The 22,602-nt window shown below is 68.9% G+C and carries 22 protein-coding genes and 1 pseudogene; 17 read left to right on the forward strand and 6 right to left on the reverse strand.

From position 1 onward, the window contains the following. Positions 1-68: 68 nt before the first annotated feature. Both CIW48_RS20275 and CIW48_RS20280 read right to left on the reverse strand, forming a co-directional pair. A complete protein-coding gene (locus tag CIW48_RS20275) occupies positions 69-1,205 on the reverse strand; it encodes a helix-turn-helix domain-containing protein (protein WP_149312383.1) in 1,137 nt (378 codons plus the stop codon). A gap of 96 nt (positions 1,206-1,301) precedes the next feature. Continuing rightward, on the reverse strand, positions 1,302-1,607 hold the full coding sequence (locus CIW48_RS20280; protein ID WP_149312384.1) for a helix-turn-helix domain-containing protein: 306 nt from the start codon (positions 1,605-1,607) through the stop codon (positions 1,302-1,304). Between the two features lie 1,425 nt (positions 1,608-3,032). Between CIW48_RS20280 and CIW48_RS20290 the strand changes: the two genes are divergently transcribed. The 6 genes from CIW48_RS20290 to CIW48_RS20315 all read left to right on the forward strand — a co-directional run bounded on the left by CIW48_RS20290 (position 3,033) and on the right by CIW48_RS20315 (position 6,643). Beyond that, positions 3,033-3,749, forward strand: coding sequence for a hypothetical protein (locus CIW48_RS20290; protein ID WP_149312386.1), 717 nt, complete (start codon positions 3,033-3,035; stop codon positions 3,747-3,749). 87 nt (positions 3,750-3,836) lie between these two features. Further along, on the forward strand, positions 3,837-4,319 hold the full coding sequence (locus CIW48_RS20295) for a hypothetical protein (RefSeq protein WP_149312387.1): 483 nt from the start codon (positions 3,837-3,839) through the stop codon (positions 4,317-4,319). A gap of 95 nt (positions 4,320-4,414) precedes the next feature. Continuing rightward, positions 4,415-4,840 carry a toxin-antitoxin system HicB family antitoxin gene (locus tag CIW48_RS20300; protein ID WP_149312388.1) on the forward strand — a complete coding sequence of 142 codons (426 nt, stop codon included), beginning with the start codon at positions 4,415-4,417 and terminating at the stop codon, positions 4,838-4,840. Between the two features lie 8 nt (positions 4,841-4,848). Beyond that, on the forward strand, positions 4,849-5,283 hold the full coding sequence (locus CIW48_RS20305; protein ID WP_149312389.1) for a type II toxin-antitoxin system PemK/MazF family toxin: 435 nt from the start codon (positions 4,849-4,851) through the stop codon (positions 5,281-5,283). Between the two features lie 288 nt (positions 5,284-5,571). Continuing rightward, on the forward strand, positions 5,572-5,802 hold the full coding sequence (locus CIW48_RS20310; RefSeq protein ID WP_149312390.1) for a hypothetical protein: 231 nt from the start codon (positions 5,572-5,574) through the stop codon (positions 5,800-5,802). Between the two features lie 265 nt (positions 5,803-6,067). Then, complete coding sequence (locus CIW48_RS20315) at positions 6,068-6,643, forward strand: XRE family transcriptional regulator (RefSeq protein WP_173009328.1); 576 nt, start codon at positions 6,068-6,070, stop codon at positions 6,641-6,643. Between the two features lie 74 nt (positions 6,644-6,717). Here CIW48_RS20315 and CIW48_RS34575 read toward each other — a convergent pair whose 3' ends face one another. Then, positions 6,718-6,849, reverse strand: coding sequence for a hypothetical protein (locus CIW48_RS34575; RefSeq protein WP_281407366.1), 132 nt, complete (start codon positions 6,847-6,849; stop codon positions 6,718-6,720). 1,319 nt (positions 6,850-8,168) lie between these two features. Here CIW48_RS34575 and CIW48_RS20320 point away from each other — a divergent pair. The 5 genes from CIW48_RS20320 to CIW48_RS20340 all read left to right on the forward strand — a co-directional run bounded on the left by CIW48_RS20320 (position 8,169) and on the right by CIW48_RS20340 (position 15,411). After that, the gene (locus CIW48_RS20320; protein ID WP_149312392.1) at positions 8,169-9,710 is read left to right on the forward strand and encodes a DEAD/DEAH box helicase; all 1,542 of its coding nucleotides are present in this window, start codon (positions 8,169-8,171) and stop codon (positions 9,708-9,710) included. A 161-nt stretch (positions 9,711-9,871) separates the two neighbouring features. Continuing rightward, positions 9,872-10,282 carry a hypothetical protein gene (locus tag CIW48_RS20325; RefSeq protein ID WP_149312393.1) on the forward strand — a complete coding sequence of 137 codons (411 nt, stop codon included), beginning with the start codon at positions 9,872-9,874 and terminating at the stop codon, positions 10,280-10,282. Between the two features lie 79 nt (positions 10,283-10,361). Next, a complete protein-coding gene (locus CIW48_RS20330; RefSeq protein ID WP_149312394.1) occupies positions 10,362-10,766 on the forward strand; it encodes a FixH family protein in 405 nt (134 codons plus the stop codon). Continuing rightward, the gene (locus CIW48_RS20335) at positions 10,763-12,235 is read left to right on the forward strand and encodes an efflux RND transporter periplasmic adaptor subunit (protein WP_149312395.1); all 1,473 of its coding nucleotides are present in this window, start codon (positions 10,763-10,765) and stop codon (positions 12,233-12,235) included. The genes CIW48_RS20330 and CIW48_RS20335 overlap by 4 nt, the downstream gene beginning before the upstream one ends. Next, positions 12,232-15,411 (forward strand): CusA/CzcA family heavy metal efflux RND transporter, encoded by a 3,180-nt coding sequence (locus CIW48_RS20340; RefSeq protein WP_149312396.1) that lies wholly within the window; start codon positions 12,232-12,234, stop codon positions 15,409-15,411. Before CIW48_RS20335 ends, CIW48_RS20340 begins: the two co-directional genes overlap by 4 nt. Before the next feature lie 206 nt (positions 15,412-15,617). On the opposite strand, the pseudogene CIW48_RS34730 reads toward CIW48_RS20340, so the two are convergent. Next, a pseudogene (locus CIW48_RS34730) lies at positions 15,618-15,938 on the reverse strand (molybdopterin-dependent oxidoreductase); the annotation flags it as partial. Between the two features lie 148 nt (positions 15,939-16,086). Continuing rightward, entirely contained in the window at positions 16,087-17,985 is a 1,899-nt protein-coding gene (locus CIW48_RS20350; protein WP_149312397.1) for a tetratricopeptide repeat protein, read from the reverse strand. Positions 17,986-18,266: 281 nt separating this feature from the next. Between CIW48_RS20350 and CIW48_RS20355 the strand changes: the two genes are divergently transcribed. The 4 genes from CIW48_RS20355 to CIW48_RS20365 all read left to right on the forward strand — a co-directional run bounded on the left by CIW48_RS20355 (position 18,267) and on the right by CIW48_RS20365 (position 19,653). Next, the gene (locus tag CIW48_RS20355; protein WP_149312398.1) at positions 18,267-18,452 is read left to right on the forward strand and encodes a DUF1508 domain-containing protein; all 186 of its coding nucleotides are present in this window, start codon (positions 18,267-18,269) and stop codon (positions 18,450-18,452) included. 165 nt (positions 18,453-18,617) lie between these two features. Continuing rightward, entirely contained in the window at positions 18,618-18,887 is a 270-nt protein-coding gene (locus tag CIW48_RS20360) for a hypothetical protein (protein ID WP_091786892.1), read from the forward strand. 149 nt (positions 18,888-19,036) lie between these two features. After that, positions 19,037-19,174 carry a hypothetical protein gene (locus CIW48_RS33380; RefSeq protein WP_173009329.1) on the forward strand — a complete coding sequence of 46 codons (138 nt, stop codon included), beginning with the start codon at positions 19,037-19,039 and terminating at the stop codon, positions 19,172-19,174. Between the two features lie 26 nt (positions 19,175-19,200). After that, positions 19,201-19,653: an acyl-CoA thioesterase gene (locus tag CIW48_RS20365; protein ID WP_173009330.1), complete on the forward strand. Its 453-nt coding sequence runs from the start codon at positions 19,201-19,203 to the stop codon at positions 19,651-19,653. Here CIW48_RS20365 and CIW48_RS20370 read toward each other — a convergent pair. Further along, entirely contained in the window at positions 19,646-20,185 is a 540-nt protein-coding gene (locus tag CIW48_RS20370) for a superoxide dismutase family protein (RefSeq protein ID WP_149312399.1), read from the reverse strand. The genes CIW48_RS20365 and CIW48_RS20370 overlap by 8 nt on opposite strands. A gap of 109 nt (positions 20,186-20,294) precedes the next feature. On the opposite strand from CIW48_RS20370, the gene CIW48_RS20375 reads away from it, so the two are divergent. Together CIW48_RS20375 and CIW48_RS20380 are read left to right on the forward strand one after the other, a co-directional pair. Then, a complete protein-coding gene (locus CIW48_RS20375; RefSeq protein ID WP_091786873.1) occupies positions 20,295-21,074 on the forward strand; it encodes a TlyA family RNA methyltransferase in 780 nt (259 codons plus the stop codon). Further along, positions 21,071-22,324, forward strand: coding sequence for a class I SAM-dependent RNA methyltransferase (locus tag CIW48_RS20380; protein WP_149312400.1), 1,254 nt, complete (start codon positions 21,071-21,073; stop codon positions 22,322-22,324). Before CIW48_RS20375 ends, CIW48_RS20380 begins: the two co-directional genes overlap by 4 nt. The last annotated feature ends 278 nt before the right edge of the window (positions 22,325-22,602 follow it).

Genomic DNA, 22,602 nt, shown 5'->3' on the forward strand with positions numbered 1-22,602 from the left:
TCCCGTGCTCATAGCGACGCAGAAACCGGTTCACAGCACCTGCGAGCAACTCGGGGCTGTCGCAGGGCTCAAGCCGCCGTACCAGGCGCTCCGCGGCGGCGGAGAGCGCTTGACGCTCGCGAGTCGTGACCGCTCTGTCCGACCGTACGGAGTAGTGCGTCGGACGGGCGGGATCCACCTCCAGCCGCCCATGCAACTCCTCGATCCTCGCCGCGAGCGCCTCCCGCACCTCCGTCGAGAGCGCCGCCTCCGTCCTCGTCGTGCTCAGGACCCGCAAGGAGGAGGAGTTCGACGGCGTCGGGGGTGTCACTGGGGACATGGAGGGCTCCTGTAGCGACGGCTTCGCGTACCTGAACTTTGAGTTCTTCGATCCTCTGGGCGGCGGGGCTCATTCGGGGTTCGCGGCTATAGCGTCCCGCTGATCCGGGAAGCGGCACCGCCTGACGACTTTTCAGCGTTCGGGCCCGCAGCTGGTCCTCGACCCACATAGACGGGTCGAGCTCCCCGCGAGCCTTGGCTTCGCGGAGGTAGGCGAGGATGACGTTCGCCTCGCCGTAGGCCATGCGCATGAAGTGGCCGACGAGCTTCTGGGCCATGAACTCGGTCCGCCCAGTCATCTCCTGGATGAGCGACACCCCCTCGGTCTCCAGCAACTGGCGAACGTCGCGCAGAGGTTGAACCGGCGCAGCCAGCCGAAAACCTTCCGTGGTCTCAACGACGCCGACCCCGGCGATGATCTCGACCTCGACCGGCCGCTTGAGCACAGCTTTCGCCTCGCGCTCTCGCTCGCCCGCTGACTGATGACGGTTCCCCTGATGATTCTGTGACGGTTCATGTCCGGCACCACGTGCCGCTGGTTTGGCACCACGTGCCGCTTGCTTGGCGCCACCTGCCTGTTGCCGGCCGACAACCGGCACGTCCTGCCGCTTGGGCTGGGCGCCGATTTTGAGAGTGATGTTGTCGCTTCGGCGAGAGCCGTCGGAGCGACGCTGCTTTTCACATGTGATGAGGCCCAGCTCGCGTAGAGATGCGATCGCACCACGAACCGCACGAGGGGAGAAGCCGGTGTTTTGAGCCAGCGTCTCCTGCGATGGCCAACAGAGCCCATCTTCATCCGCGTAGTAGGCGAGCGCGATCAGGACGCACTTCACCACCGGCGAACCACAGTCGAGCGGCATGACCCATTTTTGAGCCGCGAAGCTCATGGCTTTCGTCCGACCCTGCCGGCACTGTAATCAGCGCGAGCACCATCGCTCGCCGGAGTTGGCACTCCAGCCCTCGTATCCAAATTGTGCATGGTCTTACTCCGCGGCGGCGGCGATGACCTCAGCGGGAAGTTCGATGCGTTGACGCGCGAACTGGTGGCGGATCTGCTCGCTCGAGCGATCTCCAGCGTGGTATCGAGCCAAGAGCTCGTGCTGCTCTTCAATCCAAAGCTGCACAGCGACTCTGCTCAGGACGAGCTTCTTTCCGATAAGGCGCCCGAGGCCGAAATCATGGCTCCAGCGAAGCAATGTTGATCGGCTGACCCCAAGCAATTTTGCCCCCTCTTCGGGAGACATGCGCTCGTCAGGTATATACGGGATGAGCACGAGCCGGTTGGTCACGACGATCTGACCCCTATAGTAGACCTGTGCGCAACTGACCTATATGCCGCTCGATCTTGAATCGACCTACGACAGATGCTAGCAGTACGGGCCTTCAAGGCACAGGTTATGGCCTGCTGCAGTGAAGCGAGATAGCTTGCAGGCCCTCGCAACACTTAAAAGGGCTCGACGTGGACAGAATCGCGTCGAGCCCTTCTGTTTTAAGTCGGGTCTTTCCGTGTGGAAAGCCCGATAATGATCAAATACGGCCATTGCGGCAGAAAAATTCTGATCACGGCTCACACTTTGGGGCTTGACCACAGAGGTATCAAGTTCAAGGCGCGAACATTTATCCAAGCTACTTGGATATTTCTGGGCGCATCCTCGACGAGATCGGATCCGCCTCGCCGGCTACCCACGTTGCACCCCAGCCAGAGTTGAGCAGCTAATTCGCCTTGGCGACCGGGTCGGCAGACGCATCGCTAACAGCCTGACCTGAGCGCATCTGGTCGGCAAGCCAAGCTTGTAGCGCGTTCCGTTCGGCGTACATCCGCCGCCCGCCAAGCCTGAACACTGGCGCGATCCGGCCCTTCGCCACGAGGAAGTAGACCGAACGCGGGCTCAGGCCGAGAAACGCTCCTAATTCTCTGGCGCCAACGAGGAGGGGATTACCAACCGGCACGGGAGGTTTGCACCTGGTGTTCATTTGGTAGTCCTTCGTTCTCTCTGTCTCTCTGGGAACACAGCGTAATTGAGGAGCAAAAAAATAGGCGCGCCGGAGCGCGCCTGTGGGTCTGACGGGGCTGCCCAGCCCTGGCGTCGAGACACCAAGGCAAGCATCGGCCGGCCAGGAACGAGAAAGGCGCCGCGCAGGTATCCCCGCCGGCGCCTGATCGATGTTTGCGTGTTGGTCTATACGTCAAGCGATACTTGGGGGGAAGCCCCTATCTCACCGTTCGCCGAGCTTTCTTAGGCCCGCGCGCGCTTGGGATCGCTGCGGGCTGGCTTTCGGGTCGTCGGCCGACTGCCGGAGAGCTTCGAGTACCTTCTCCTCCTCGGACCGTTGTACCGGAACGGGAGCATCAGATTTTGGCCGCGAGTCGGGATGCTTACTGGCCATTGCGTTGCTCTGATTTCTCTGCCCCTCGATGGGGCGCGGGTATCATATCTAACGAACCGGGCCACGCTACCGGTCGCTTCGACGGCCAAGCCTCTATCTGCTAAGCTTACTACTCTTCCCCGCCGACACGCCTGAGGTGGTCGCGACTCCAACGGCATTGTGGCGGGCAGACATGCGATGACAGGCGGATGTGGGCCAGTTCCTCACATCCAGTCCGTGAAGCCTTGGCCGGGCGGTCGCGTGAGGGTCGGCGCAGCGGGGGATCTGGACACCGCAGGCGCCGGCCCACGGCCACGATGCAGGGCCAGAGCCGTATCGAGGTGCCGGTGGGCAAGCGCAAGACGAAGACCCTCTCGTCTTCTGACCGTCTCACCCTCGCCAAACAGCGCACCAACGAACTTGTAAATCACATGATTTCGTTGATTGCGCTTCACGAGTCTAACCAAGTCATTTTAAAGACCGATGTGTTATCTCGGCAGATCCCGCGTTCCTATGCCGCCCACGCCTTCAACAATTTCCGTTTTAGTATGGCCGGCTTTGAAGTAGTGCGGCTGTGTGCATTTTGGGAGCCGCCCGACCCCCAGGATGCCAGCATCCCCAATGTGCTGCACTTATTCGATGACCCGGAGGTGCGGGCAGATATACGAGCAGGCATTACGGGAGGGCAGAGTAAGCCGCACATCAGCGAAGAAGCTTATGTATCCGTTTTGGAAGAGATGGCCAGGGAGATCGATGCTCTGATCGACCAAACTCTTGCCAGGGCTCGAGCCGTAGAGAGCAGCTCTCGACAAAAATCCGTCAGAAATCATCGTCACAAATTCCTTGCGCACAACCTCAGTAAAACACGAGCCGAAGAGGCCGGTACTGTTGCACCCATGAAAAATAACGATGTTGATTGGCTGTTTTCTGAGACAGAAACTATCGTTGACGGCCTGCATCATGGCCTGAACCGTACGGGCTTCGATTGGCCGGGGTCTCACGCGATATCCAAGCGGCAGGCAGAGAGCCTTTGGAATTGGACGAAGTTCGAGGGGTTGAAATAGGATTGATTCAGGCCGTCTCGCGACATGCCCGCCATTGTATGAGGAACCGCCCTTGAGCCCTTCCTTGCTGAGGTCGCGCAGCCTAACGTGCAGCTGGCCCTCGAGGAGCCCGATGACCTGCGGGCGATTGTCAACGCGATCCTGACCCTCGACGCGCTCGCCGGCATCATCCATTCCACCGGCGTGGCGGCCGGCGATCCGGCGATGGGCTCCCACGAGAGTGACGACCTGTATCGCGATGCGCTCGTAGAGGTCTCGCGCAGCTTCCAGGTACTCCGGGATGCAGCAGCCTCGATCAAGCACGGCGCACTCGATCCCAAACGGAAAAAGGCTCGCCTCGTGCGGGGGTCCAAGGCGCTGAGGGCGGTCCGGAATGGGGTCGGCCTCTTCCAATGCGGCGACCGTCTTGGAAGTGATGTGATCGTAATCGAGTTCGATCCAGGACCCGGGTACGTGCGCGCCAGCGATGTGATCGCCGACAGCTACCGGATGCTGAAGCGGATTGCAGAGGGCGAGCCGGCCCGGACGGACGAGCATGATCGAGGCAGCTTCTTTCCTGACGGCGACTGAACCCGATCATATGACGTCGACTGTTACTTGACACATGACACCAACCCCTTACATGACGTCATGTGACTGGGCCGCGGTGCCCCGGGGTGGGCGTCATGAAAAGAATTATCGAGGGCAAAACGTATAATACCGAGACTTCAACTCGGATTGCCAAAGCACCACAGCACGAAGATGAGATGGATCAGTTCGATCTTCTCTATCAAACCCGACACGGCGCCTTCTTCTGCTACTATGGCGGAGAGACACCTTTCGGAGACCCATTCGAAAATCTTAAGCCGCTCAGCCCGAGCGAGGCTCAAGCATGGTTGGAGCGCTATAACTTCGTCGATGAGATCGAGAAGTTGTTCGGCGAACAGCCAGAGGCGGGCGAGGCCGAGAGCCGTATCACTGTCCGCATCCCCGACAGCCTGAAGATCCGCATCGAAGCTCTCGCCAAGAGCAACGGCCAATCGCTGAACGCCTGGATCATGCGCTGTCTCGAAACCTGCGCGAATGCGCAGGCCCACGGTCAGGGCCGCTGAGGTCTGCCGTGGCGATCACCTTCACCCCGCGCCGTGGCGCGATCCTTATGTGCGACTTCGGGCCGGACCCCCTGGACCCACGCACCTTCCCCCTTCGATTGCCGCCCGTCTCCGCGGCTCCAGAGGTGTGGAAGGCGCGCCGCGTCATTGTCGTGTCGGTCGACCGGCTGAACCACAAGCATGGGGCGGGACCCGGGCTCTGCACCGTCGTGCCGTGCAGCGCGACCCCGCCGGCCACCGCGGGCCCTTGGGATGTGCCGTTTGCTGCTCGCTCCTATCGGTCCTTCACGAAGGATGTCTGGGCGAGCTGCGCATCCCTATTTCGGGTATCCCATGCCCGCCTTGATCGCGTCATCGCCGGCCAGGGCTACCGCGGCGATTTCCTGGTCCCTGATGACATGGCGCGGGTCGAGGCCGGGATCCGCTCCGCCCTCGGGCTGTGATTGCATCCTTGTGGGCAAGGGCCCATATTAGGTGGGTCCCCGCAAGGGGCTTTGGGAGCCGGCATTCAGCCCAGCGGGTAGAGTTCGTCGGCTTCAGAACAGGCCCTGCCGGCGCAGTCCGGTGGGGCCTTTCTCATCTTGAGCCCACTGCGGACCGCTGCGGTCGAGCGGACCAACCAATCAGGTCCTCGCGCGCCTGCGGCCGCGTTCGCCCTGTTCACGTGCGGGCCGGCGGCCGCGCACAGGCCTTCGCCCTATGTAGCGGGCTTGTCCGTGCGGAGGTCGAGCATGTGGGAGCCGGAAATCCTCAGGCGCGAGGAGGACACGAGCCTTATCTGGATCGCCGCACCGTTCGAGATGCCGCGCATCTCGGGAGCGCTGATCGGGCGGACTCTACTGATCGACGGGGTGCCTCATCGCGTCGAGACTACGATGGCAGGCGCAACGCCGAGGGATACGCCCATCGCCAAGGGCGAGAGGATCAGCCTGCGGGTTCGCCCCCTCGAAATGGGCGGCTGATCTCGGGGGGCCAGAGCGGCCGTCCAACTCATCCGCCGCTGCCGTGATTGCGGGGATGGCGGAGGGCTCATTTTCCGCCAAAGGCGAAAGATCGTCTTCACGAGTTCACGCCTTCAGCCTGACACCCTTCGAAGACTGCAGGAGTTCAAGCGTCGTGGTGACTTGGTCAGCGCTTGCAGGCTCGGTAGCGACCCCTTCTGTGTCACGTAAAGGTGCGCGGCTGATGAGGGCTGGGCAAGAGATGGTCATCACGGGGACGGGGAACGTGTTCGCCGACCTTGGGCTCCCCAATCCGACGCTGTGTCGGCTCAAGGCTGATGTGGTGATCCTGATCCGCGATGAAGCTGAGCAGCTCGGGCTCTCTGAGGTCGAGTTGGCGCGGGCCGTTGGGCTCTCGCCGGCCGAGGTCTCTCGCCTCTTGCGCGGCCAGGTCGGCGACTGCTCGCTAGAGCGGATGCTCGGCTACCTCACATCCTTGGGGGTGGACGTTGATGTCGTCGTTCGCGCGAGGACCGGCCAGCTTCGTGGGAGGAATGGTGACTTGCCCACGCTGGCGTCGGTGGCCGTGGGGGGCGGTTGGCACGAGGTGATCGTGGACTGGTCGGACGGGCCCCGCGCCGGCACGAGTGACGTGATCGACCTCGGCCCGCTCATCTCCACGCACGCCGCGCTCAGGCCGCTGCGCGACGACTCTGCGCTGTTTGCATCGGTCCGGCTGTCGGAGCACGCCGACGCAATCGAGTGGGGGCCGGACGATGCATTGGCAGTCTCAGGAGCGACCCTGGAACGTCTCGCGGCCGAGGCGGTCCGAGCCTCGGAGTCGATCGAGGCGGGCGCCTGATAAGCGAGTGAGCAGGAGGAGGCCGAAACCGCCAGCTAGAGCGGCGGCCGGCAATCCGAACGTAATCGCGCTCGTCACGGCTGCATGACGATCGAGCCGGCAGGCTTCAGGGCCATCTTCGTCACCGCGTCACGCGCACGGCGAATGACGCGCTCCGCTTCCGCGGCGGGAGAGGCGACGACATGGGCCGCGTTGAGGTCGAGCACGGCCGCGCACTCCGGATGCCTCCGCTTGAACGACAGGATGCCAGCCACAATGCACCGCCCGAAGGCTTCCGAGAGATCCGGTCGCCTGGCTTGAAGCCCGAGGACGTCCGCCCGCAGGCTTGCAATGCTGCGCTGACTGACGTCGGACGGAGACTCGGCAGACGGAACTCCCTTTGGTCGCTGATGGCGCCTACAGGCGTGGGACCGTGAACTCCTCGACGGGTGGAGGATGCAGCGGTTCGCCCAAGCGGCATTCTAGGAATCAGCGCCTATTTTCCTGCTCTTGGCCTGCATTTGCAAGGTGGTGCGCCGGACGGCTCCTCCCATGCTTTCGTGCCGGTACGTCAACATGTCACCGCACCAAGACGAGGCGTGATCACGCCAGCGCCCAATCGCGGCTCAACCGATTACCCGCCGACGTCGAGGGTCCCATAGTCCGCGTGTTCGTCGATCGCGGACTTGGTGGCGAGTATCACCTTGCGCAGCTGGACCGGGGGCGTTGCGCACGGCTGCCTAGCGGCCAACCACTTCCGCGCCCTCAGACCCGTTCGGACCGCTGCCGAGTCGAGCCTCTACGGCCGCTTGCGCCGCGTCAAAGGCTTCGGCGGCGAGCAGCATGGGCCTCCCCCCTCACTCACGCGCAACCTAAAGCTATGTCGGCCAGCGCGGGTCCGAGACGGTTTGCACGACTTGGAAATTACCTAGCCTTTTCAATTAGGCCGATTTCCTGCGTTTGCAGAGAATACCCTATCAAATCAACATCTCAACACAGCTTGAGGTGCTAGTCCCGAGAGGGGTGGAGGTTCGAGTCCTCTTGGCCGCACCACATTGTTTCGGTTGCCCGGATCTTCGGCAACCCGGATGTGGTGCCACGCATGGCGGTGCGCCGCTGATCGTCTGAGTCTTCGCGCTGATCGTCGACCTGTTGGGCAGCAGTCCCCCCTGGCGCTGCTGGGTGCTGAGCCGCACCGCCCCGCCCTGATCGCCGACCTGCTGCGTTACGCGGCCGCGACGGGAGTGCTCGTCCGCTAAGCGCGGCGCTCGGCCTGACTGCGCCGCAACCCGGCCCTGCATTGACTTCGCAGCCGCACACCCGCATATCGGCGATGCAGCGTCAGCGGCCGCCATGGCCCGCTTGAGGGGGCTGCGTGACGGATCGGGCGCCTTCCCGGCGTGATCCGGCCCCCCTCTTCATAACGTGCATGCACCCGGGTCGCCCCATCACGCGGGCTGCCCCCTGCCAACGGACCGGCTCAAACACGGTACAGCTCGCGTGCGACGCGAGGCGCCCGGCCGGCCCTGCTGCATCGGATACATCCTTGACCCAATTCACCGATTTCGGACTCGCCCAGCCCGTGCTGCGGGCGCTCAGCGAGGCCGGCTACGTCGCGCCGACCCCGATCCAGGCTCAGGCGATTCCGCCTGCCATGGAGGGTCGCGACCTCTGCGGCATCGCCCAGACCGGCACCGGGAAGACCGCGGCCTTCGCGCTGCCGATCCTGCACCGCCTCTCGCTCTCGGACCGTCGCGCCCCGCGCCGCGGCTGCCGGGTGCTGGTGCTCTCGCCGACCCGCGAGCTCGCCAACCAGATCGCCGAATCCTTCTCGGATTACGGTCGTCACCTGTCCTTCACCAATACGGTTGTGTTCGGCGGCGTCACGATCAGTCGGCAGGAGCGCGCCCTTGCGCCGGGCGTCGACATCCTCGTCGCTACCCCCGGCCGGCTGATCGACCTGATCGAGCGCCGCTCGCTGACCCTGGAAGGCGTCGAGATCCTCGTCCTCGACGAGGCCGACCAGATGCTCGACCTCGGCTTCATCCACGCCCTCAAGCGCATCGTGAGGATGCTCCCCGAGAAGCGCCAGAGCCTGTTCTTCTCGGCGACCATGCCGAAGAACATCGCTGGCCTCGCGGCGCAATATCTCACCGATCCGGTCCAGGTCGCGGTGACGCCCGTCGCCACCACGGCGGAGCGCGTCGACCAGCAGGTGATCTTCGTCCATACCGGCGCGAAGCAGGCTCTGCTCGGCCACATCTTGCGCGATCCGGCGATCGAGCGCGTGCTCGTCTTCACCCGCACCAAGCACGGGGCGGACCGGGTCGTGCGCGGCCTCGACAAGGTCGGCATCGCGGCAGCCGCGATCCACGGCAACAAGAGCCAGCCTCAGCGCGAGCGGGCGCTGGCCGCCTTCAAGGACGGATCCTGCCGGGTCCTGGTCGCCACCGACATCGCGGCCCGCGGCATCGACGTCGAGGGCGTGAGCCACGTGGTCAATTTCGACCTGCCGAACGTGCCGGAGAGCTATGTCCACCGGATCGGCCGCACCGCTCGGGCCGGGGCGGACGGCCTCGCCATCTCGTTCTGCAACGACGAGGAGAAGGCCTACTTGCGCGACATCGAGCGCGTGACCCGGCAGAAGGTGCCGGTGGCGGGCTTCCCCGAGGGCTTCAACCCGCCGTCGCGCCAGGAAGCCGCCGAGATCGCCCGCGAGGAGGAGCGCCGCCCCGAGCGGCAGCGGCCCGGCGCCGGCCGCCAGGGCCAGCGGCCACGGCAGCAGCAGGGCCGTCCCCAGCAGGGCCGTCCCGAGGGCGGTCGCGGCTTCGGCGGCCAGGGCCAGGGTGCCCCCCGGCAGGGTCGGCCCCAGGAGGGTCGGACCGACGCCCGCGGCGACGGGCGGAGCCACGCCACGCAGGGTCGCGACGTCCGCGCCGATCGGCCGGCACGTCCGCAGGGCGAGCGCCCCAACCAGGCTCGTCCGAGCCGCGACGCCCGGCCCCAGCGGGGCGATGCCCGGCCGCGCAATGGCGGCAGCGGCGAGGGTCGCAACATCGGCTGGCTGGAGCGGGCGCCCCGCTCCTGAGCGTTAGGACCGAGCCACCCGGACGGGTCCGTCCGGGTGGCTTTGTCTCTGGACAGCGCGCGGCCGATCAGCGGCACCGAACGGGGTGCGGAACTCCCTGGCGCTTTGAACCCGACCGGTTTGCCCTTCCGCTTCCGCTCGGAATTTGGCATCCTGGCGCCGTGAACTTCTGGTCGGCCCTTCGGCTTCTGTTGCCGCTCCTCGCGGTGATCAGCCTCGCCCTGACGCCGGTGACCGCTCCCGCGGTCACCGCGGGCCCGCACGTGCCGATGGCCGGGCCAGCCCACGGCCATGGGGACCATTACCACGCCGTCGCGTTGGAGATGGCCGCCAGTGACGCCGTCATGATGGCGGACATGGACACCATGCCGTGCTGCCCGAAGCCGGCCAAGGCCGACTGTGCCAAGGGCTGCCCGCTGATGGCGCTCTGCCTGGCCGGCATGGCCTCGCTCCTTCCAGTCGCGATCGCCCTCCCCGTACCGACCGCGATCGGTCTGAGCACCTGCTGGCCCGAGGCCGCAGCCTTCGCCAGCCGGGCGGGGACCCCGCTACCCGAGCCTCCCCGAGCCTGAACCCGATGCCGCCGGCGCGCGCCGGCCACGGTGACGCGCGTCCGCGCGCACCTTCCATCGCGTTCAGGAGACAACACCCGTGATCAAGCTCCCCCTCGCGCGTGCCGCCGCGGCCGCGCTGCTCGCTGCCGTCCTGTCGGCTCCAGCCCAGCCGGCGCACGCCGAAGTCAAGGATTACCGCTTCGAACTCGTGCAGCCGGAGACCAAGGTCGGCGAGACGGTCCTCGCTGTCCGACTCGTCGACCGGCGCAGCGGCAAGCCGGTGCCCGACGCCGTGATCTTCGCCAAGCGCCTCGACATGGCGCCAGACGCCATGGAGGAGATGGCCACCAAGGTCGAGCAGCTGCCGTCCACCGAGCCCGGCATCTACCGGTTCAAGGCCAGACTCTCGATGCAGGGCCGCTGGCGCCTGTCGCTCGCCGCAAAGGTGCAGGGTGAGACCGGCACGGTCGACGACCAGCTGATCGTCCAGGCCGCCAAATGAGCCGCACCGCCTGGTTCGCCGGGGCCCTCGCCGCACTCGCGGCGGGGGGGATCGGCTATGGCGCGGGGCACCGGGGCGACCCCGTGCCGGCGCTGGTTGCGGCAGCCCGGACGCGGTTCGCCGCCTGGTGGCCGAACGGAGCGGCGCCGCCCATCCCGGCGGCGGCGACCGGTTCCGTGGTCTATTATCAAGACCCGGACGGGAAGCCGGTCTACGCGCTCGCCCCGATGATGACCGCGGACGGGCGCGCGTTCCGGGCGGTGCGCGCCAGCGAGGACGTCCGCTTCGGTCTACTGGACGACGCTGCCGGTCCCGACGCGGCCGGCGCGGAAGCCGCCGGCCACCGGCCCGATTCCGGCGCGCGCGCGATCCTCTACTATCGCAACCCGATGGGCCTGCCGGACACGTCGCCGGTGCCGAAGAAGGACTCGATGGGGATGGACTACGTCCCCGTCTACGCCGACGTGGATGGGGGCGGCCCGGTCGTGACGGTCCCGGTCGGCCGGATCCAGCGCACCGGCGTGCGGATCGCGACCGCAGAGCGGCGCGTGGTGGCGCAGCCGGTGCGCGTGCCCGGCACCCTGGCCCTCGACGAGCGCCGCGTCACCGTCGTGGCCACCCGCTCGGACGCCTACGTCGACCGCGTCGAGAACGTCACGACCGGGGACCGGGTCCGCCGCGGCCAGCCCCTGGTCCACATCTACGCGCCGGAGATCAACGCGGCCGCGGCCCAGCTCATCGCCAATCCCGGCTTCGACGGGGCGCGGCGGCGCCTGCAGAACCTCAACATCTCCGAATCCGTCATCGACGCGATGGAGCGCACCCGCACGGTGCCCATGGCCATCACGTGGTCGTCGCCCCGGGACGGCATCGTCCTGCAGCGGAACGCCGTGGAGGGCATGAAGGCCGCGGCCGGCGACACCCTGTTCCGGATCGCCGACATCGCGGTGCTGTGGGTGCTGGCCGACGTGCCCGAGCGCGACCTCGCGGGGATCCGCGTCGGCCAGGTTGCGACCGTGCGCCCGCGCTCGGCGCCGGGCCGGACGGTCACCGGCAGGGTGGCGGTGATCTACCCGCAGGTGAATCCCGAGACTCGTGCCGCCCGGGTGCGGATCGAGCTGCCGAACCCGGACGGCACGCTCCTGCCCGACATGTACGCCGACGTCGCGATCGACACGGGGAGCGCCGAGCCGGTGGTGGCGGTCCCGGACGACGCCGTCCTCGACACGGGCACGCGCCAGGTCGTGCTGCTCGAGCGCGGCGAGGGCCGCTTCGAGCCGCGGGCCGTGACGCTCGGCGCGCGGGGCGAGGGCTTCACCGAGATCCGCGCCGGAATCGCGGCCGGCGACCGGGTGGTCACGGCGGCGAACTTCCTGATCGACGCCGAGAGCAACCTGAAGGCCGCGCTCCAGGGCCTCGCCTCGCCGCGGGACGACCGGCAGGCGGCCCGTGCGGGAGGCGCGCCGTGATCGCCCGCCTCATCGCCTGGTCGGCCCGCAACCTGGTCCTGGTGCTGGTCGGGACCGCGCTGGCGGTCGGCGCCGGCCTCCAGGCGCTTCGGACGCTGCCGCTGGACGCCATCCCCGACCTCTCGGACGTGCAGGCCATCGTCTACACCGAGTATCCCGGCCAAGCGCCGCAGGTGGTCGAGGACCAGGTCACCTACCCGCTCACCACCGCCATGCTGACGGTGCCGCGGGCCAAGGTGGTGCGGGGCTTCTCGTTCTTCGGCGTCTCCTTCGTCTACGTGATCTTCGAGGACGGCACCGACCCGTACTGGGGCCGCTCGCGGGTGCTGGAGTACCTCAACGGCGCGGCGCGCCGCCTGCCGCCCGGCGTGACGCCGACGCTGGGGCCGGACGCGACCGGCGTCGGCTGGGTCTACCAGTACGTCGTGGTCGCGCGGGAGCGGACGCTGGCGGAACTCCGCGCGCTGCAGGACTGGGTGATCCGCTTCGCGGCCTCGCGCGCCGAGGGCGTGGCGGAGGTCGCGGGCGTCGGCGGCTTCGTGAAGCAGTACAACGTCGTCGTCGACCCGAACCGGCTGCGCGCCCAGGGCATCACCCTCGCGGCGCTCCGGGACGCGGTCCGGGCGAGCAACGCCGATGTCGGCGGCCGCACGGTCGAGCTCTCCGAGTTCGAGTTCATGGTGCGGGGCCGCGGCTACCTGCGCGGCGTCGCCGACATCGGGAACATCGTCCTGAAGAGTACGGGCGGCACGCCGCTGCGGGTGCGGGACGTGGCCCGCGTCGAGCTCGGGCCCGACGAGCGGCGGGGCATCACCGAGATGAACGGCGACGGCGAGGTCGCCGGCGGCATCGTGATCCAGCGCTACGGCGCCAACGCCCTGTCGGTCATCGAGAGCGCGAAGGCGAAGCTCGCCGCGATCGCCCGGAGCCTGCCGGCCGGCACCGAGATCCTGCCGGTCTACGACCGCTCCCGGCTGATCGAGGCCGCGATCGACACGCTCCGGCACACCCTGGTCGAGGAGAGCCTCGTCGTCTCCCTGGTCTGCGTGGTGTTCCTGCTGCACGTGCGCAGCGCCCTCGTCGCCATCCTGATGCTGCCGGTGGGGATCCTGATGGCGCTGGCGGGCATGAAGGCCCTGGGGCTCGGCGCCAACATCATGAGTCTCGGCGGTATCGCCATCGCGGTCGGCGCCATGATCGACGCCGCGATCGTGATGATCGAGAACGCCCACAAGCACCTGGAGCGGGCGCCCCCCGGCAGCGACCGGGTCGCGATCCTGGTCGCGGCGGCCGCCGAGGTTGGGCCGTCCCTGTTCTTCTCGCTCCTGGTGATCACGGTCAGCTTCCTGCCGATCTTCACCCTGGAGAGCCAGGAGGGCCGCCTGTTCGGGCCGCTCGCCTACACCAAGACCTTCGCGATGGCGGCCGCCGCCCTGCTGTCGGTGACGCTGGTGCCGGCCCTGATGGTGCTGTGCGTGCGCGGACGGATCGTCCCCGAGCACCGCAACCCGCTGAACCGGCTCCTCGTCGCCGCCTACCGGCCGGTGATCGCCGCCGTGCTGCGGGCCCGGGTGCCGACGATCCTGCTCGCCGCCGGCCTCCTGGCGGCGACGGCGTGGCCGGCCCGGCAGCTCGGCTCGGAATTCATGCCGGACCTCGACGAGGGCACCCTGCTCTACATGCCGACGACCCTGCCGGGGATCTCGGTGACCAAGGCCGGCGAGCTGCTCGCCACCCAGGACCGGATCATCAAGAGCTTCCCGGAGGTGGCCTCCGTCTACGGCAAGGCCGGCCGGGCGGCCACGGCGACCGACCCGGCGCCGATGGAGATGTTCGAGACCGTGATCGCCCTGAAGCCGAAGGCGGAGTGGCGGCCGGGCGTCACGCTCGCGGGTCTCAAGGCCGAGATGGACGCGGCGCTGCAATTTCCCGGCGTGTCGAATGCCTGGACGCAGCCGATCCGCGCCCGCATCGACATGCTGGCGACCGGCATCCGCACGCCGGTTGGCGTGAAGGTGCTGGGCACCGACCTCACGGCGATGGAGGGGCTGGCCCGGCAGGTCGAGGCCGCGCTCCGGACCGTGGCGGGCACGTCGAGCGCCTACGCCGAGCGGGTGATCGGCGGCTACTTCCTCGACATCACCCCGGACCGGGAGGCGCTCGGGCGCTACGGCCTCCGGGTCGGGGACGTCCAGGACGTGATCGCCACCGCACTGGGCGGCCAGAGCGTCACCGAGACCGTCGAGGGCCGCGAGCGCTACACGGTCAACGTCCGCTACCCACGGGCCTTCCGCTCGGACCCGGCCGCCATCGCCGACACGGTGCAGGTGCCGCTGCCGGCGGGCGGGACCGTGCCCCTGCGCGAGGTCGCGGCCGTGGCGCTGAACCGCGGGCCGACGGCGATCCGCACCGAGAACGGCCAGCTCGCGGTCTACATCTACGTCGACATCGCCGGCCGGGACCTCGGCGGCTACGTCGCGGCGGCGCGGCAGGCGGTGGCCGACGCGGTAACGCTGCCGGCCGGCACCACCCTCCAGTGGAGCGGGCAGTACGAATCCCTGGCCCGGGCCGAGGCGCGCCTCGCGATCGTCGTCCCGCTGACGCTGCTCCTCGTGTTCCTGCTTCTCTACCTGAATTTCCGGCGGCTCACCGAGACGCTCATCGTCATGCTGTCCCTGCCGTTCGCGCTGGTCGGCGGGGTCTGGCTGCTCTGGTGGATGGGCTTCAACCTGTCGGTGGCGGTGGCGGTGGGCTTCATCGCGCTGGCCGGCGTCGCGGCGGAGACCGGGGTGATCATGCTGGTCTATCTCGACCACGCCCTCGACGCGGCGCGGGCCGCCTGCGACCGTGCCGGCCGGCCCCTGACCCGCGCGGACCTGCGGGCGGCCATCATGGTCGGCGCGGTCGAGCGGGTGCGGCCCAAGATGATGACGGTCGTGGCCATCATGGCGGGGCTGCTGCCGATCCTCTGGAGCCAGGGCGCCGGCTCGGAGGTCATGCAGCGCATCGCGGTTCCGATGATCGGCGGGATGGTCTCCTCGACCCTCCTGACCCTGATCGTCATCCCGGCGGTCTACGCCCTGGTGAAGGGCTGGGGCCTGCCGGCGGCCGGAGGGGACATGCGGCCGGCGGCGCGGTCCCACCAGCCGCGGAGCGCCGACACAGTCGCCGGATGATGGCTCGACCGTTCTTGCGAACGCAAGGAGGCGATCCGGCTGGCGCCACATCCGCGGATATGGCGCTTCCTCGGGTCACTGCGCTGCGTCGGTGATGAAGAGCGGATCTCCGCGAGCCAACCGTTCAGTTCGCCCGCGAGACCTCGACGAGGGTGTCGGAGAACGAGGGGGCGTGGCCCATGTCGGTGGAGGCCGCCGACCAGATGCGGCCCGTACTGGTCGATGATCGCCTTCCAGCGGGTGACGATCGTGTCGAGCGCCTCGTCCCAGGTGATCCGCTCGAACTGCTTGGAGCCCTTCGGGCCGACGCGCTTCATCGGGTAGAGGAGCCGGTCCGGGTGGTAGTGGCGCTTCTCGTAGTCCTTCAGCTTCACGCAGAGGCCGCCACGGGTCATCGGGTGGTCCGGATTGCCGCGCACTCCCTGGAGCTGGCCGTCCTTGACGTCGAACAGCATCGAGCAGGTGTCGGGGCAATCGTGCGGGCAGCCTCCGAAGAAGACCTCCGAGAAGGCCTCGGGCCGGTCAATCTCGTTGGTGGCTTCCTCCCTGACCGGCCGCGAGCGTCCCGTTATTGTGCGGGTTTCTCAGCGCGGCGCCGGTCCAGCCTATATGCGAAAGAACAAAACTTCTGATCCCATGCGCGGCGGTCGGTCCGCTCAGAATCGTCGCCCGGGCTCAGCTCTCCGGCAGGCCGGCGCGACGCAGTCCGTCATAGATGCGCGCACGCTGGGCGAGGAAGGTCGGATCGGTGGAAGTCAGGCTCCGGTACCGGGCGAGCGTGTAGCCGGGCCGTAGCCTGAGAAATTCGGCGAGGGAGGCCCGCGCCTCCGCCTCTCGGCCGAGCCGCGCGAAGGCGCAGGCGAGATAGAGGTGTGGGAAGTCGAAGAGCGGGTTCACCGCAGCCGCGCGACGGAGCGGCTCGATCGCCTCCTGATCCTGACCGAGATGGAGCTTGGCCAAGCCGTCCCGGGCGAGCCACGCGCCGAGCAGGGGATCCTTCGGACTGAGGCGGATGGCGGCGGCGATGTCGCGTTCCGTCTCCTCGGCCCGGCCAAGGAAGATCTGGATGAGGCCACGATAGGCGTAGGCGCGCGCGAAGCTCGGATTCAGGACGAGTACCCGGTCGAACGCGGCGAGGGCCTCCGCGTAGCGCGAGCGGGCGCGCAGGGTCTCCCCGCGCAAATAATGCGCGAAGGGATGGGTCGGATCGCCCTGCAGGACCGAGGCGATCGCCTGCTCGGCCGTATCGAGATCTGCGGTCCGCTCCGTCGTCCAGCCGTTCAGCACGCCATCGACAAGCACCTCGGCCAGGCCCAGGCGCGCGTCGACATTCGCCGGATCGAGACTGAGCGCGCGCTCGAACAGCGGGCGGGCCTGGGCGTGGTTGTCACGGGCGAAGGGCCGGTTGAGCAGCGCCTGTCCACGCATGATCAGGTCCACCGCGTCCGCCGGCTGACCCGACCGGGCCTGCGTGGCGGCCTCCAGCAGACGCACGCCGAGGGCGCGGCCGACCTGAGCAACGAGGACGTCCTGGGCGGCGCCGACCGCAGCCCGCGGTCCGTCATAGCGATCCGCCCAGAGGGCGGCCCCGGTCTCGACGTCGGTGAGCTGCACGGCGAAACGCACCTGCTCGCCGCTCTGCCGCAGGCTTCCCTGCACGACGTAGCGCACGCCGAGTTCGCGGCCGACGGCACGCGGCTCGACCGGCCGGCCCCTATACGCTTGGGCCGTGCCGTGGGCGATGACGAAGGTGCCCGGTGCGCGGGCGAGATCGGCCGAGAGGTCCTCGGCGAGCTGCTCGGCGAGATAATCCTGGTCCGCCTCGCCACTCTGGTTCGCGAGGGGCAGGACCACCAGCGATAGCCGCGGGCGCGCGGGCTCGGCCGGCCCGTCCGACCGCTCCGATCCGACCAAGTGGGACCAGACCAGGGCCAGCCCAGCGGCTGCGAGAATCGCGAGAGCGCCGAGCGTCGGCCGCAAGGCGGCGCGGACGCGGCCTGCCCGGAGGGACCTCGACGGCCGTTCGTCCGGCGGCGGCACGGCGTACACGCGCACCGGCCGGGTGATGTTCTTCAGCCGCTGGGGGCCGAGATCGATGAAGGGGATCTCGGCAAGGCCGCGCACCTGCAGGTAGGCGGCCTCCGAAAGCCTCAGGGCGCCGGGCTCGGACGCGGTCTGCAGGCGTGCGGCGATGTTCACGCCGTCGCCGAACAGATCGCCGTCATGCACCATGACGTCGCCGATATGGATCCCGATCCGGAGACGGAACTGCGCGGCCTCCCCCTCGGCCTCGGCGAGCGCCCGCTGGATCGCCACCGCGCAGCACACGGCGTCCATCACCGAGGCGAACTCGGCCAGCACGCTGTCCCCGGCGGTGTTGGCGATCCGCCCGTGCCGGGCCGCGATCAGGCGGTCGACGATCCGCCGGGTGGCCTGCAGCGCCCGCATGGCGCCGCTCTCGTCGGCATGCATCGCCTTCGAATAGCCGGCAATGTCGGCGGCGAAGATCGCGGATAGCCGCCGTTCCGGAACCGCCCATTCCGACGCGCTGGACCGTGCCCTGTTCTCGCTCATCGCGATCCGTTCACGCCTCGGAATTCCGAGCCTGGCCGCGCGATTCGCCCCCCGCGCCCGCGACGCAGCCGAATACTGCGTTGGTACGATAATGTCGAGCAAACAACGGCATTCGCATCATCGAAAACAATGAAGCGCGTCGGACCTGAAGCCGTGGCGCGCCACCGGTCGGGTCTGCGATCGGTCGCTGCGCGGCCCGATCGCAGACCCGCCGGGGATGCATCCTTTTTTTGCGCAGCCGGCCACCCATCTCATCCGGTGGATGAATGGGGGCCTGCATCATGCGGTTCGAAATCTACCGGGACGCAACGGGCGAATGGCGCTGGCGCCTGCGGGCCCGCAACGGCGAGGTGATCGCCGAATCGGGCGAAGGCTATGTCCGCCGCGAGGATTGCGAGCACGGCATCGGCCTGGTGCGCCAGAGCGCCGAGGCCCGCATCGAGGACATGACCACCAAGATCGCCTGATCCGTCGGGTCTCAACCCCTGGTCAACCCTATCCGAAACGTCGCAGCGGTTATGCTGCAACGCTTCCGCTCGCTCACGCGTTGCAGCGTTTCGGACCGGGCGGATGTCCTCGCGTCCCGTGCGGTTCGTCGACCAGGACGTAATGACACGAAGGGAGTCGAGACCGTGCTGAGGAAATTCCTGCTCGCGGCCCTGCTGGTACTGGGCTTCGCGGCTGCGGCGCCGGAGGGTGCGTCCGCCGCGCCGGTCGGCCCGGGCCTGGCCCTGCCGGCCGATGCCGCGCCGGCAATGACCGAGAAGGCCCAGTACTATTACCGCCGCCGCTTCTACGGCCCACGGCCCTACTGGCGCCGCCCGTATTACGGCCGCCGGTTCTATTACGGCCCGCGGCCCTATTACCGTCGTCCCTACTGGCGCCGTCGGTTCTACTACTGAGCGGTTCTCAGACTTGACCGGCCCGGCGGCTCCATCGAGCCGCCGGGCTTTTTCGCGCCCCGATTCGGGGTGCGCGACCGCGGCCCTTGCTTTATCGTGCCGGTAACGGGACCGCCGGCGGCAGATCGGCCCGCCCGGGAGGAGGCTCGATGAACGATATTGCGCAACGTGCCGAGCCCGCAGCGGCGACGCCGGACCTCTGGCAATCCATCCCGCTCGAATGCATCCTGAGCGCGGTCGCCGTCTTCCTGGCGGCGGGTCTCAAGCTCGCCGGCCTGTTGTCCTGACGGCGCGCGGGGGGCGGATGGACGGCATGCAGCACGTCGCACTCTCACCGGCCGAAAGCGTGCCGCCGCCCGCGGAGGTCGATCTGCCCAAGGGCGACCTCACGGTGCGCACCATCGCCATGCCGGCCGACACCAACGCCAACGGCGACATCTTCGGCGGCTGGGTGCTCTCCCAGATGGATCAGGCCGGCGGCATCGCGGGGGTCGACCGGGCGCAGGGCCGGGTCGTCACCGTGGCGCTCGAATCCATGACCTTCATTCGGCCGGTCCGGGTCGGCGACGTGCTGTGCGTCTACACCCGGGTGTCGCATGTCGGCCGGACCTCGATGAAGATCGAGGTCGAGGCCTGGGCGCGGCGCTTCTGCACCCAGGTCCGCGAGCGGGTCACGCAGGCGACCTTCACCTTCGTGGCCATCGACGAGGCCGGCCGCCCGCGGCCGATCCCGCCGGCGGTGCCCTCGCCCTCCGCGACTACTTGATCACCCCGCAGGCGACGCGGTCGCCGGCGCCGCCGATCGGCTGGCTGGTGTGGTCGTCCTCGTTGGCGTGGATGATCAGCGCGGCGCCGTCGCCGTCCTTCAGGCCGCCCTCGCCGTTCAGCGGCGTCTCGTTCGAGACCTCGGCATTGGCCGAGCCGTCCTGCGCCGCGTAGAGGTTCGGCAGGTCGCCCTCGTCGGGGCCCTCGGCGTTGAGCAGGCCATGCTTGCTCTGGTCGTGGTTCACATGCGCCTTCGAGTTCATGAACTTCGGATCCGAGCAGTCGCCGACGGCGTGGAAATGCATCCCGTGCCAGCCGGGCGGCAGCCCGCCGGGCTGGATCGTCACGCGCAGGACCAGGGTGTTCGCCCCGTCGCGGATCGCCAGCGTGCCGATCGCGTCGCCCTTGGCGTTCTTGATCGGCGCCGTATAGGTCTCTGCCGGTTTGGCGGCCTCCTTCGGAGGCTCCTGTGCCAGGGCGCCGCCGGCGGCGACGGTCCCGAGCAATGCGAGCAGCGGCAGGGTGCGGGTCATGCGGTGGCTCTCCTGTACGGCCCGGTCTAGTTAGGGAGCGCGCCGGCCTTCGACAGGGCGGCGGCCCGAAACCTCCGCGGCAGATCTGCCTGGACCGTACGAAGCCCCGATGACCCCAGACCGGCCCATCCCGGACCGCGCGCCGCCCGCGGACGATCGCTCCCCGCGGCGCGCCGACCTGTTCCTCGTGGCGCACGGCCATTTCGAGAGTCGGGCCCGGGCGCAGGCGGCCATCCGCGCCGGGCGCGTGCGGGTCGACGGGCGGCCGCTCGCGCGTCCCTCGGACCCGATCGCCCCGGGGGCGCGGATCGAGGCGGAGCCCGAGCATCCCTACGCCTCCCGCGGCGGCCTCAAGCTCGCCGCCGCCCTCGACGCGTTCGGCCTCGATCCAGCCGGCCGCGTCGGCCTCGACGTCGGGGCCTCGACGGGCGGCTTCACCGACGTGCTGCTCGCCCGCGGCGCCTTCCATGTCCACGCGCTCGATGTGGGCAGGGGGCAGCTCCATCCCCGGCTCGCCGGAGATCCGCGCGTGACCAACCGCGAGGGCACCGACATCCGCAGCCTCGGGCCGGACGCCCTGGTCCCCCCCCCCGATCTGGCGAGCGTGGATGTGAGCTTCATCGGCCTGCGCCTCGTGCTGCCGGTCCTTCCGGGCCTGCTGCGGCCGGGGGCGGAGATCGTCGCGCTGATCAAGCCGCAATTCGAGGCCGGCCGGGCCCGGGTCGGCCGCGGCGGCCTCGTGCGCGATCCGGCGGTCCACGCCGAGGTCTGCGCGGCGGTCCGCGGAACCCTGGAGGGGCTCGGCGCCGCGATCCTGGGCCTCATCGACTCGCCGGTGCCGGGCGGCGACGGCAATGCCGAATTCCTGATCGGTGCGAGGTTGCCGTGAGCGAGACAGCTGCAAGCGAGACGGTCACGATCCGGGATCTCGGCGCCCGCGGCGACGGGATCGCGGAGGACGGGCTCCTGGTCCCCTTCACGCTCCCCGGGGAGCGGGCGGAGATCCGCCGCGAGGCGCGGCGTGCCGAACTCATCGCGATCACGCAGGCCGCGCCCGACCGGGTCGAGCCGTTCTGCCCGTACTATATGCGCTGCGGCGGCTGCCGCACGCAGCACCTCGCGCGGCCGGCGGAACGCGCCTGGAAGCAGGGCCTCGTCGCCCAGGCCCTGTCCCAGGCCCGCCTCGACGTGGTGCCCGGCCCGGCGATCGACGCGCACGGGGACGGGCGTCGCCGCCTCACCTTGCACGTGCGGGAGATCGAAGGCCGCGCCGAGGCCGGGCTGATGGCGGCGCGCAGCCATGCGCTGGTGCCGATCGACCATTGCCCGATCACCGTGCCGGCGCTGCACGCGGCCCCCGCGGTGGCGCGCCGCCTCGCCGCACCCCTGGGCCATGGACGCAAGCCTCTCGACGTGGCCGTCACCGCCACGGACCAGGGCCTGGACGTCGACCTGCGCGGCCACGGTCCGGTGAGCGCCGGCGTCGGTGCCGCGCTGGTGCGGATCGCCGGCGAACTCGGCCTCGCCCGGCTCTCCCTGCACGGCGAGCGGCTCATGGAGGCCGAGCCGGTCTCGGTCACCGCCGGCGCGACCCGCCTCTACCCGTCCCCCGGCGGCTTCCTGCAGGCGACCGCGGCGGGACAGGCGACGCTCTGCGATCTCACCCTGGCGGCGCTGGGTCCCCGCACCCGGCGCGTCGCCGACCTGTTCGCGGGGTGCGGGCCGCTGACCCTGGCGATGGCCCGGACGGCCGCGGTCCATGCCGTCGAGTCCGACGCCGCCGCCCTCGCGGGCCTCGAGCGTTCCGCCCGCGCGGCCTCGGGCCTGCGCAGGATCACCAGCGAGCGCCGCGACCTGTTCCGCCGCCCCCTGCTGCCCCCCGAACTCGATGCCTTCGACGCGGTGGTGTTCGACCCGCCGCGGGCCGGTGCCGAGGCCCAGGCCCGTCAGCTCGCCGCCGCGCGCGTCCCCCTGGTGATCGGCATCGCCTGCGATGCCGGCACCTTCGCCCGGGACGCGGCGACGCTGGTCGCGGGCGGGTACCGGCTGGAGACCGTCACGCCGGTCGACCAGTTCCGCCATTCGGGCCATGTCGAGATGGTCGGCGTGTTCCGGCGCGAACCCGCCCGACGCCGCTAGAGCGGCACCCGACCCGCTTGAGGCCGGTCGCGCGACCGGACAGGCACCGGCGGCAGGGACGAGGCGGCGGGCCTCCGCCCCGAGCGGCCCGGAATGGGGCACGGGGCCGTTCCGTCACCGGCTTGGGGCAGGCCGCAAGCCTTGTGGGCACCTCGCAGCCGCTTGCCCCGTCATCCCGGAGCCGCGCAGCGGAATCCGGGATCCGGACCCGCCGACGCGCCAAAGCCCTGCAGGGCGGCGAGTCCGGGTTGCCGGCTTCCGGCGTGCCCCTTCGGGTC

The sequence above is a fragment of the Methylobacterium sp. P1-11 genome (assembly GCF_008329595.1).
Lineage (GTDB): Bacteria > Pseudomonadota > Alphaproteobacteria > Rhizobiales > Beijerinckiaceae > Methylobacterium.

Coding starts and splice junctions, on each gene's coding strand:
- CIW48_RS20370 (WP_149312399.1), bottom strand. CDS start 20,185: ATGACCCGCACCCTGCCGCTGCTCGCATTGCTCGGGACCGTCGCCGCC.
- CIW48_RS20310 (WP_149312390.1), top strand. CDS start 5,572: ATGTGGGAGCCGGAAATCCTCAGGCGCGAGGAGGACACGAGCCTTATC.
- CIW48_RS20355 (WP_149312398.1), top strand. CDS start 18,267: ATGCGGTTCGAAATCTACCGGGACGCAACGGGCGAATGGCGCTGGCGC.
- CIW48_RS20350 (WP_149312397.1), bottom strand. CDS start 17,985: ATGAGCGAGAACAGGGCACGGTCCAGCGCGTCGGAATGGGCGGTTCCG.
- CIW48_RS20275 (WP_149312383.1), bottom strand. CDS start 1,205: ATGAGCTTCGCGGCTCAAAAATGGGTCATGCCGCTCGACTGTGGTTCG.
- CIW48_RS20300 (WP_149312388.1), top strand. CDS start 4,415: ATGAAAAGAATTATCGAGGGCAAAACGTATAATACCGAGACTTCAACT.
- CIW48_RS20335 (WP_149312395.1), top strand. CDS start 10,763: ATGAGCCGCACCGCCTGGTTCGCCGGGGCCCTCGCCGCACTCGCGGCG.
- CIW48_RS20375 (WP_091786873.1), top strand. CDS start 20,295: ATGACCCCAGACCGGCCCATCCCGGACCGCGCGCCGCCCGCGGACGAT.
- CIW48_RS20365 (WP_173009330.1), top strand. CDS start 19,201: ATGCAGCACGTCGCACTCTCACCGGCCGAAAGCGTGCCGCCGCCCGCG.
- CIW48_RS33380 (WP_173009329.1), top strand. CDS start 19,037: ATGAACGATATTGCGCAACGTGCCGAGCCCGCAGCGGCGACGCCGGAC.